This is a genomic window from Paenibacillus sp. 32O-W (assembly GCF_007679495.1).
In the GTDB taxonomy this organism is placed as follows: domain Bacteria; phylum Bacillota; class Bacilli; order Paenibacillales; family NBRC-103111; genus Paenibacillus_L; species Paenibacillus_L residui.
This window is the reverse complement of record NZ_VEGP01000014.1, coordinates 1-10,840: the sequence shown is the minus strand read 5'-3', so window position 1 is coordinate 10,840 and position 10,840 is coordinate 1. Positions and strand designations below refer to the sequence as shown.

The window sequence follows — 10,840 nt, the reverse complement described above, 5'->3', positions numbered from 1 at the left end:
AAGATAAGGTATGATAAGGAGGACTATCGATGTTTCTGGCAGAAGGGGCGGAAGCGGCTGCACAATCCACCAGCACATTTACTTTTTTTGATATTTTTGTCTTGATCATAACGGTTATTATTGCTATCGGTCTTGTGAGACTGCTGGCAGCACCACGCAAGAATTTATTCGCTATCGGATTCACAGTTATCAGCTTAGGCGTGTTTGTATTCATGGACATCGTTATGATTAAAGGCTGGATGGGCTGATGCCCGCTTTTCATCCAGCGGCAATGAACACATAGAAGAACCCTTTAATCTTTACAGATTAGAGGGTTCTTTATTTAAATATAAGAAAGTATAAGAGTTTCATCTTATACCTGATCTTACCACATTAGAAAGTTAAAGTTCATTAAAGCATTAAAAATGGAACCAAACTTTCTAATTGGCATAAAAAGCTACCTTTAAAACCGGGTTATTCATCTTCGAAGAGGCTCCGTTAAGAGCTTTTTTTATATTTCATCGGTAAACACGCCCGTCCAAAGGACGGAGACAGCGGTTTATCCTTGATAGACAATATGGGTTGCTTGCAAAAAGTAGAGTAAGAGAGCCCGCTCGCTTTACCTCGAGAGCCTCATAATAGATCTGCTCTCTTTACACCCACCACATCTCCGTTAACGGCTCCTTGATAAGCACCTGTTGAAGGTTTTGCACAGCTTTGGTAAAGCCTTCATCGATCGACATCAGGCCATCCTCATGTTCGATGCTGACAACATAATCGTAGTTGACCAGACGAAGAGCGCTGATAATGTCTGCCCAGGTTTTCAGATCGTGGCCGAAACCGACGGTGCGGAATTGCCATGCCCGATCCAGCATCTGGGTATAGGATTGCATATCGGTAACTCCGTGCATATTGACGTTGTTCGTATCCATCGAAGTATCCTTCGCATGGAAATGGTGGATCGCTCCGGCTTTGCCGAGAATAAGAACCGCCTGCACCGGGTCAATTCCTTGCCACCACATATGGCTGGGGTCGAGGTTGGCTCCAATCGCTTCCCCTGCAGCCTCCCTAAGACGAAGCATCGTAGCCGGAGTATGTACGGAGAAACCGCCGTGCAGCTCCAAGCCGATCTTCACATTCCGTTCAGAGGCGAATTTACCAACCTCCGTCCAGTAAGGAATGACTTTATTTTCCCACTGCCACTTCAAAATTTCCTGATAATCGTTAGGCCAAGGGGCGACCGGCCAATTCGGGTATTTTGCATCCTCGTGGTCTCCCGGACAGCCGGAGAAGGTGTTGACTACGGGGACCTCCAGCTTTTCGGCAAGTTGAATCGTTTTCGTTATCAGTTCTTGGGCTTCCTTGGCCACCGGCTTCTGAGGATGAAGCGGATTCGAATGGCAGCTCAGGGCACTGATTATTAATCCCCGCGATTCTACGGCCTGCTTGAATTGCTTAAGCTTGGCTGCATCGTTAAGCAGAACATCAGGATCGCAGTGGCTGTTACCCGGATAGCCGCCGGTTCCGATCTCGACCGCATCCAATCCTTTGGACGCAATGTAATCCAGGGCTTCTTCCAATGGCTTCTGCGAAAATAGTACTGTAAAAACTCCCAATTTCATACTGGGCACCTCCCGTGATAATGTGAAGCTGAAACAAGGATTCCGCTGATACCATAAGTAGCTGGCGAAACTACCCGGTGCATAGAATCCTCTATCGTCTAAGGTGTTTACAGGTTGGGGCAAATCAAATTCATTATATCATCCTCCTCTGTCAAAAAGAAGGAAAGGAAAGAAGACCCTTGTAGATTTTCATTACGATGTCGATGTTTCCGGAATAAACGATGACCGAGATGGCGACCAATATTTGAGTGCAGACCACACGGAAATAATAGTAGGTTTTCGAGGACTTCTTCTTGTTAACCAGGGACAAGCCGAACAGGTTTTCCAACGCCATCAGGCCGCCATGGTAGAGTCCGTATAGAAAGTAAGGCCAAGTATAACCGTGCCAAAGTCCGATCAGCGTCATAATTAACAGGGACAAGTAGGCACCGGTCCACTTGGAGATCGCTTTGCGTGAGAAGAACATGAAGATATGCTCTCGAAACCAATCCCCCAAGGATGCGTGCCAGTTGCGCCAAAACTGCGTCATGGATGGAGACAGGAACGGCTTCTTGAAGTTTTCCGGAATTTGATAGCCGAGCAGTCGTCCGAAGCCGATGGCGATGTCCGAGTACCCCGAGAAGTCGACGTAGATCAACAGATAGAACCAGAACAGCAGGAAGATGGAATGGTAGAACAATAGTTCCTGTCCCGCTATATAATCAAAGACGGTTCTCATGTAAAAGGCGACGACGACCGCTTTGAACAAGCCGAGAATAATCCGCTTGACGGACGACTCGATTAACGCCGAATCCACCGTGTAAGGCTTCTTACTGTCTGCAATAAAATCGCGGAATCGCAGAATCGGGCCGGAAGTGAAGGTGGGGATAAACAGAATAAAATTGGCGTAATCCAGAGCCGGAACTTGTCCATCCTTGCGGAAAAAATAGGCGAAGTAATAAGCGTCGATTACCTTCAGCACATTATAAACCAGTCCGATCGTGACAATCAGATTGGCTATCGGATGCTCCAGCCAACCATATTCCATAAACCGGGTCAGCGACACTATACCGATGTTGGCGGCAATGAAACCGATGAACCAGGCCAAACGGGCGAAGGTAACCCGGCACAGCAAAGAATAGCCCAGATAATTCAGAACCGTATAAGCGGCATAGAACAAAAAAAGCTTGTAGTTGAACACAAGCAAAAAGCCACAATTAAACAGAAGGAGCAAAATGCGTTTGTTATCCTTCCATCGGCGGGTCAGCAGCAGGGCGGCAATCATGCCGGCCAACCCCATCATCGAGTATATATTAAAGTAAAACATACTTTACGGCTCCCTCGCGATCAGCTAAAACCCTTCATAGATAAAGACGCCCTTCCCGCTAAAATGGATGATGACCAGGACGAGCATAGCCAGATAGATCAGGATTTCGGCGGTTTTTCGAAGGAAAGAAGCCATTGGTCCACCTCCTTGGTAAAGAGAGGAGCTCCCTGCTCACGGTTAATATGAACCAGATCATGGAAATACTGCGGCTCGAAGCTATTCAGCAGATCCAATACAGGAACTTGATGCTCGGCCAGAATCCGGTCCACTTCCTTCTTCAGCTCCGGCATATATCCGGGAAGGGGGTATTCGGGATTATACGGCATCCAGATGACCTTCAATTCTAGCTGTTGTTTCTCGGCGTAATTCATTACCCATTCCAAAGCGTTAAGGTTTTGCTGGAAGTCCGGCATCCTCATATAATTAAATTTCTGCTCGTATTTCTCCCAATCCGCCTGCTTGCTGCCGGGCCCTTCTGCCGGCTTGATTCCGTAATACAGCATCTTGTCGTTCCAGGCCCAATACTCGAACATCTCCTCCGGCTTCCGCTCGCGGAGTGAGGTCACCATCTGCTTCAGCATGCCGATCCCGGCCTCCTTGAAATAGTCCCGGTACTCGTAAAGGTAGGGCTGATACTTCTTCGAATTCCAGGGATAGGTCGGATCGGTTTCCAGCCGGTCCAGCATCGTATGAACGTCGATACCGATGACAAGCTCGTCTTCGAAAGTATACAACGAACGCTCGATAATTTGCTGCAGATCGGTTATTTTTCCGTAAGACAGGCCCATCTCCACGAGGGGATAGCCGGCCTGATCCTCGATATAGGCTCCGGTCACCGCCGAATTGCCGAAGAAAACCCGGCCGGACGTTTCCCAGTTATGCTGGGACAAGGTTTTAGTAAAATCATTCTTGCGGAATCGAAGCGAATTCGTTAACGGATCCCAGCGAGCGACCAGCCAATCCGTCAGCAGGAAGGCGGCGAGCAGTCCAAGAATGAACCCGTTTTTTCTAAGGAACGAAAGGACTCTCACGTCAGTTCATCTCACTATAATGATTTTTCTTTCCAGGCTTCATATTGCTCGCGGAAGCGTGCCGGCCATCCGGATTCCTCAAGCCCGAACTGGGAGAGAAAGGCGAACACCCAGCGCTCTATGCCGAAACCGACGCATCCCGTTACCGCGTTGCGCTTGCCGACCTTAATATTAAAGGCGCTGCCGAAGGTATTGCTGTGGAAGTTGACCGAGCTGCATGCGATCGACTTGTTTAAATAAGGAATGGTGAGCCGAAGCTCATACTTCATTTCCTGATTGCGCTGGAAGGAGGCTTTCACTTGAAAATCGTTCGTGAAGAAAGGATCGTTAGCGACCTCGAGGTAGCTGTCAACCTCCCACTCCCGGGCCAAATCCTGAATATATTCCAGGGACTTCAAGCGATTCTCCTTGACGTAGTCCGGTTTGCCGACGAATACAATCTCCCTCATGCTGAAATCCAGAAGCCTTCCGAAATCGGTATGGTTCCTGGATTCGAACCGGTGACACTTCGATATGGCTGTAACCGCCAATCCGTCTCCTTCGATGGTTTCTCCTTGAAGCCCTTCATAGCAGTGATAGCAGGTGGACGGATTCATAGCGAACCTGGGCTTGGGCATATTAGCATCCAACGCGAGCGGGGCATCCTGCTTCCACCCGCCGGCTTCGCGAACCGATTGGGAGAAGCCTTCAATAACATCCAGGTCTTCACGCAGGTGGGTCAGAAAATGAATATGCTCCGGAAAGGAGGTAAAGTGGTTCGTCTTATTCAGAGTATCGCAATGAATAACGGCCGGGTAAGATTCCTCCGTGACACCGAACGGCTTCGCCACCTTCGTCACAAAGGCATAGTCCATAAATCTCATCAAACTGGAGAAGGGCTCGCGGAAGATAAACAAGCCGGGCTCCAGCACCTTGATCGTCTTGGCCTGGACAAGCTCTGCGATGATATCTCCGTTGTAAGGAAGAGGACCGCGGTTTTCGAACAGGCGGTTTTCCTTGAAGCCGAAGTCCCCTTTCGAGAAACGCTCGATCAACCGCTCCAGCCGCTCGGCAATCACATCGTTACCAAGCGGAGAGTGGTGTACAAGAAGCAGCTCTTGACGAGCCTCGTCCAGACGAATTTCTTCAATATGCTCATCTACAAAAGCGGAAGCGTATTTTAGCTGTCCGTACTGGCCCGGGTCTAACCGTTTCAGTGATACGATGCATTCCATTTCGCTCACCCCGCTAGTTTATTGTGGATAAATTCGGCAATTTCATTAATGGTGTTCAAAGGGTACAGCATCAGGTCTTGATTGGTCACTTCGATTCCGTATTTTTTCTCAATATGGGCAATAAGAGCGGTAGCCCCGATCGAGTCGATGAACCCGTAGTCGAATAGATGAACATCAACCGTAAACTCATCGTCGTCCGGATCGATTTCATAGCGTTCGCGAATATGCTCTTCCAAGTGGCGGACGATTTCTTCCATATCAGTTCCTCCTGATTAATAAGAATGGGTTCTTACTCCCACCGAACGATGATCTCAGAGGCATCACCGTATCGGGTAATGGTATAAGTATGTGCTTCAGCATCTTCTTCCAGCTTCAAATCGTTTCCTTCGAACTGTACGGGCACAGGGCTGTACAGTTTGAATTGCTGCATTCCGGCCTCCAGCAGCTTGATGGTCCATTGCTTCTCTCCTTTGTCGATCTGAAGGGGAACATTGGCCCGAATCAGATGGACCGGGTCGCTCTCCCAACTGATCTGAAGCTTGGTCGGCCGGCTCAGCCCGGTGTAGAGGGTGCCGTCCTTGCTGTAGAAAATATCGGAATCGACCTTCAGCGGATGTCCCGCCAAAGACGGGCCGGATTCAATCCGGACCCCGAGCGTATCCCGGTAAGCACCGGCCTGAGACGGGATTCCGGAAGAATCGGCCGTGATTTGCAGCGTTCGGTGAACGCCCTTGCCGATCGTATCCTTGATCCGGTCCAGCAGGTACATTCCCCACGATTGGCGAACCTCCACCCGGGCCGTCAAGGTCGCGAGGAAGGAGCGGGCCATCTGCGGCTCGGAGACGAAATTATAATCGTGCTCGGTCCGAACCCGATCGAAATATTGGACGAATTTCTCGAAATTCGCTTTCTTCCCTTGGAAATACTCAATATGCTCCATATAGTTGATCGGCATGTCCAACTGAATAATCGATTGATAGATATCCAGAGTAGAGGACGCCGAGCTGCTATCGTAGATGGGAGAAGGTGTATACAGCACCATCGGATGCTTCAGCTCCGGATCCATCAACAGGAAAGGCACTCCCCACATATAGTCGAGATACGAGCGGGGATCGCTGGGCACGAAGGAAGGCCTGAATCCGAAATTAAACCAGATGTCCTGATGGTTCTCGTTGCGCAGCGTCTGCAGCCTGTCCGGATGGTTAATTCTCCAGGTATGCTGGTTGGTCCCGGTATCTGTCCACGGAATGCCGAGCTTGTCGAAAGCTTTGCGGTGCAGCTCGAGCTCCAGCTTCTCCTGTTCATCGCTAATAAAATTATGAAAGAACACGTGCGGATACAGTTCTAAATGATTTTCCCGGGCATATTGTAAAAACTGCTGCAGCTCATCGGCGTATGGAAAATCGGGATCGTCGATGGTCACCGGAATACCGAATTCCACTTGGCCGACGAGCAGATCGTCTATGCCGTCTCCGTTAATATCATACCATAGTGGTACGGAATTATGGCCTCCGACCAAGGCGTGATTGCCGGCCGGATTCAGCTTGTCGCCAACCAGTGGTCCTTGGGCGGTCCAATGATCTCCATCCCGCACGAACAGCTTGATGTCTCCTTCATTGCTGCCGACCAGCAGGTCCAGCCGGCCGTCGCCGCTCATATCGCGGAGCGCAGGCGCCGCGAACCGGCCGACCGCGCTCACGAGCACCTCGCCGCGCTCGAACCGCAGCGGCTCTCCGGCGATGCCGCGATACCGGCGGACGTCGCCGTTCCCATCCCCGACAACCAGGTCGGGGATGCCGTCACCGTCGACGTCCCCCCAGGCCGGCGCCGCGTAGGACGCGACGACGAGCGGGGCGCCGCCTGCCATCACCGGCGTGGGCGGTGCGAAAGTGCCGTTTCCTTGGTTCAAGGAAACGAACACCGCACCGTGCTCATCGCCGATGAGCAGGTCGGGGCGCCCGTCGCCGTCGACGTCCGCCGCGGCGATCGCGGCATAGCCGGAGGCGCGGAGCGGTTCGCCGCTTGGCGTGAGCAGCGGCTCCGGCGCGCCGAAGACGGCGGGCGGCTCAAGCCCGGGCGGCAGCGGCTGGTAGTCGTAAGCGTCCGGGTTCATCCCTTCGTTGGGATACCGGTAGATGAACCCGTCGGCGCTGCCGACCAGCAGGTCCGCCCGCCCGCTGCCGTCAAGGTCGGCGAAGGCCGGATACGCGCGGTAAGGAAGCTCGATCGGCTCCGAAAGCTGGACATATTTCGGGTATTGGGCGAGCTTCAACGGCTGGCCTTCGCTCAATAGCTTCGCTCCGCTCCCGTAGAAGGAGTTCACGTATTCTCCGATGAACTCTGGCTTCTCCTGGGTGCCCTTATTGATGTGAATATTGATAGATTCCCACCATTGCCCCCAATCATAGGAGCCGCGAACGACCGAGAACGAAGGAAGCATGTTGTACTGCTTAAGCATTTCCGTCCATTGAATAGCCTCGAGATCGCGGAAAGCGGGCAGCGCTTCGTAATGGTTCTGGAAGGCCATGGCCGGGCGCCCGTACGGTCCCAATACTTTAGTGATGGAGTAGCCGTACTTTTCCTTACTTATATAAGAAAGAAATTGTCCCCGAAGCTCGTAATTGGCCGCGGCGAACGAGAACTGAAAATAGGGCTCCACGGGAAGCCGGTAGCGGTTGAAATAGGCGGTCCCGTCCTCCGGCGAAGGGCCGTTATATTGTGCGGCCAACTGCTCGAATCCGGCTTGCGGATCCATGCCGCTCTGCAGATCGAAGCCGGTAATGAAATACCGGTTCGGCAGGAAAGCGCTGGTCAGCAGGACCGAGCCTTGACCCACATGATTCAGCGTCATGACCGGAACCTCATTCAAGGTTACGATCGTCTCCGCAGTGCTTGGAACGAGGCCGTATCCCCAGGCAAAGCCGGGAAGCCTGTCCATTCCGGAATGATTCAGGAAATTATCCGCGTATAAGCGGAACACCGTCTGCATCCCGCGGATAGATTCCGTCACCTCAGGATATTGGAACTGCGGGGCGGTATTCTCGGGAAGCTCGACCAACTGCTCCGCACCCAGGAACTCTGGCGGAAACTCTGCGGCAAACCCGTTCTCCAGAAACAGGTGGCCTCCCTGACGGACATAATCCATTAACGCTTCCTTCTTGGCTTGCAGAGATTCCGATTTTAACAAATGAACATCTAAATAAATAGCATCAAATTTAGCTAACTGTTTGGAGCTTAGGTCCGATAACCCGCGCTGCTCCACCCGGACATTCGCAGCTAGCGTCTGTTCGAAATTACCCCAGGCGGACAAATCCGTATCGCTGCCGTTTGTCGCATACAGCAGACGGACCTCCTCCACGCGATTAATAAAAAAAAGAGCGGCAATGAGGATGACCAGAACACTGCCGACAACTGCAATGATTCGTAAAAAGGATTTCACGGGAGTTTCCTCCGTCTCTAAAATGTCACAAGTCATTATAGCATTTTTCGCGAACATTGTTAACAAACGTCGAATAGAGGCGGTAACGGATGAGAGGAAGAACAATGGGGGAATAATGACAATAAACTTTGTAACATTTTCGTAATAGGTGGAACGAAATCCATCCTGCTGCCGTCTATATTAGTAACATGGCAGGGAGTTTGAAAGGAAGTCATAAGGGGGCTTATTGAAATGAAAAAGATGGTCGCGTCTGTCGCAATCATGTCGGCATTGATTATATCGTCAATCGGAGCAGCCAAGGCGGCCGGATGGATGGAAGCATATCGTCCTTATCCGGCGGTAATCGGAGCCCTGGGCGTTGAGGCGGGAGAAACGATCGGGGTTGTTAACAACCTGCCCCAAGCGGTCAACAGAATGCCGTCTGACCGGATCGCATCCGAAGCCCCCTTTAATATAGCAGGACCGGACGACCTTAAGAAGATGGTACAGCTCGGCATGGCCAGAGAAGAAGTTCAGAAGCGGCTGGGACCGGCTTACGCCGAATTTTCCAACAATCTGGACGGTACACCGGTCTCAAGGTATGATCTGGTTCACGGAGCCCTGCTTTCGCCGGACGGTTCAACGATTAATGGGGATGAGGTCGATATAGAAGGGCTGAAGAAAGGTGCACTGCAAGCCCAGTTGTATATAAATTGGAATGCGGAGGGAACCCGGGTCAGCCGGTTTACGGTGTTTTATTCCGACAATGACCGGGCGGTAGTAGAATATCGCGTATTCTCGGATGGGCAGATCAGAGAGATGAAGATTTCCGGGTAAATGGCTGCAGGTTGAGCATTGAAGGACTAAGTTGTGCCATTGTAATTCGGTGATCTGAGAAGCTTGACGGGAAGATTTCGAGCGGCCACGTGTAATATCAGGGCCATGAGAATACAAAAACACGCTAACTGTTCAGGCAGCAGCGTGTTTATAATGACCGATAGCCGGACAAGTCTAGTTTTTCTTCGTAAATAATTGTTTATCGAAAAAGACGAGAAAAGCGAATAACAGCATTCCGATCAGAAGAACCGTCCCTCCGCCGATGAATAATCCGGTTGTGAAGCCGTTGTAGGCTTTGTTGTACAGCAGCATGCCCAGGGGCAGCAGCATGGCGCCGAGCATGGAAAGTATGGCCTGGACCTTAGCCAGCTTGAGCTTCTGCGGCTCGGGAAAAACATAATAGAAAATTCCATATGCAAATAACGACAGCCATCCTACCACAAGAATATGCGAATGCACCGGAATAAAAGAATAGTCCTTACGCCCGGCCATGTCCGATCCGAGTAAGGCTCCCATAACGGAAAAAACCACCGCCACGCGAATCATCCACTTACTGTAAGTTATCATCGCTTGATCGACTCCATTTCCATATAGCTCGTGTCTATATCTATCCGTATTCTCGGTCTCAATATTTCCAAGCGGAGCGCGTCTCTTTCGATTCGCCGTCATTCTTATATCAGGTCCAATACCCTGACCCTATCATTCAATGCGGAAATCGCATTCTTCCCTCAAATAATATTCCTTGCTGTTTCGGGCGTCGGCAAAGCGAATGACGACGCAGTCCGGAGTGATCTTCTCAATAATCCCCCCCTCATCCAATAAAGCATATATGTCATCCGCTGTTTTAGTCCACACGGATACTTTGCGTTGAAGCAGAGCTGCTGCAAACAATTCCATGTCTGTAGTCAGCGATTTAAAACTGTACATTGCGGTCACCTCTAACTCATTAGTTCGCCAAGAGTCGATCAGTTCCTTCCGTGCTCCGTAAAAGTTGCGAAAAAATATTTATGAGCTTTGACACAAAATTGACACATCTTTTTAAGCTTAGATTTAGGAGAAATTAAGGTTTGTTTATTGTTCTCCTTTTCTGGACAGTCAAAAGTTCTACAGCATTAAGAAGCGAGCGAATCGGCGTCAATATCAGTCGTTTCCTGCTTGGATTGGATTATTTTCGTTAGGGATAATTGCGGATTACGAGCAAACAAGCGAAAAATCGACGTGCGCAAATAAGCCATCACCGTGGCCTCGGAAACGACCGTCTTGGGGTGCGTTCTCAAGTAGCGAAAGAACAAGCCCGGAACCCGGCTCGAATAACGGACAGCAATCAGTTGCAATAGCCCCGTGGCGATGCAACTGCACATGACGTAACCTTCAATCGCTTTCACCGTTTGCCGAATGCGGGTTCGTTCCTTTTCATCGGTAACATGCTCGAC

General features: G+C 50.7%; 10 protein-coding genes and 1 pseudogene. 2 read left to right on the top strand and 9 right to left on the bottom strand.

All coding sequences use genetic code 11. The features are described 5' to 3' along the window. Window positions 1–29 precede the first annotated feature (29 nt). Window positions 30–248, top strand: a complete 219-nt coding sequence (locus FS806_RS07850) for a hypothetical protein (protein ID WP_144934213.1) — start codon at window positions 30–32, stop codon at window positions 246–248. Between the two features lie 384 nt (window positions 249–632). Here the strand turns inward: FS806_RS07850 and FS806_RS07845 are convergent, their stop codons facing one another. The 6 genes from FS806_RS07845 to FS806_RS07820 all read right to left on the bottom strand — a co-directional run bounded on the left by FS806_RS07845 (window position 633) and on the right by FS806_RS07820 (window position 8,591). Then, complete coding sequence (locus FS806_RS07845) at window positions 633–1,601, bottom strand: sugar phosphate isomerase/epimerase family protein (RefSeq protein WP_144934211.1); 969 nt, start codon at window positions 1,599–1,601, stop codon at window positions 633–635. A gap of 151 nt (window positions 1,602–1,752) precedes the next feature. Continuing rightward, a complete protein-coding gene (locus tag FS806_RS07840; protein WP_144934209.1) occupies window positions 1,753–2,907 on the bottom strand; it encodes an MBOAT family O-acyltransferase in 1,155 nt (384 codons plus the stop codon). A gap of 98 nt (window positions 2,908–3,005) precedes the next feature. Beyond that, complete coding sequence (locus tag FS806_RS07835) at window positions 3,006–3,938, bottom strand: hypothetical protein (protein ID WP_144934207.1); 933 nt, start codon at window positions 3,936–3,938, stop codon at window positions 3,006–3,008. A gap of 14 nt (window positions 3,939–3,952) precedes the next feature. After that, the gene (locus tag FS806_RS07830; protein ID WP_144934205.1) at window positions 3,953–5,152 is read right to left on the bottom strand and encodes an aminoacyl--tRNA ligase-related protein; all 1,200 of its coding nucleotides are present in this window, start codon (window positions 5,150–5,152) and stop codon (window positions 3,953–3,955) included. 5 nt (window positions 5,153–5,157) lie between these two features. Beyond that, entirely contained in the window at window positions 5,158–5,409 is a 252-nt protein-coding gene (locus tag FS806_RS07825; RefSeq protein WP_144934203.1) for an acyl carrier protein, read from the bottom strand. A gap of 32 nt (window positions 5,410–5,441) precedes the next feature. Continuing rightward, a complete protein-coding gene (locus tag FS806_RS07820; protein ID WP_186328263.1) occupies window positions 5,442–8,591 on the bottom strand; it encodes an FG-GAP repeat domain-containing protein in 3,150 nt (1,049 codons plus the stop codon). 231 nt (window positions 8,592–8,822) lie between these two features. Here FS806_RS07820 and FS806_RS07815 point away from each other — a divergent pair, with 231 nt between their 5' ends. Beyond that, window positions 8,823–9,407: a hypothetical protein gene (locus FS806_RS07815; RefSeq protein ID WP_144934199.1), complete on the top strand. Its 585-nt coding sequence runs from the start codon at window positions 8,823–8,825 to the stop codon at window positions 9,405–9,407. A gap of 174 nt (window positions 9,408–9,581) precedes the next feature. Here FS806_RS07815 and FS806_RS07810 read toward each other — a convergent pair whose 3' ends face one another. From FS806_RS07810 to FS806_RS25685, 3 genes and pseudogenes are all read right to left on the bottom strand, one after another. Next, window positions 9,582–10,076 (bottom strand): hypothetical protein, encoded by a 495-nt coding sequence (locus FS806_RS07810; protein WP_260982026.1) that lies wholly within the window; start codon window positions 10,074–10,076, stop codon window positions 9,582–9,584. 30 nt (window positions 10,077–10,106) lie between these two features. After that, window positions 10,107–10,334: a hypothetical protein gene (locus FS806_RS07805; protein WP_144934195.1), complete on the bottom strand. Its 228-nt coding sequence runs from the start codon at window positions 10,332–10,334 to the stop codon at window positions 10,107–10,109. 185 nt (window positions 10,335–10,519) lie between these two features. Further along, window positions 10,520–10,840, bottom strand: a pseudogene (locus FS806_RS25685) (hypothetical protein); the annotation flags it as partial.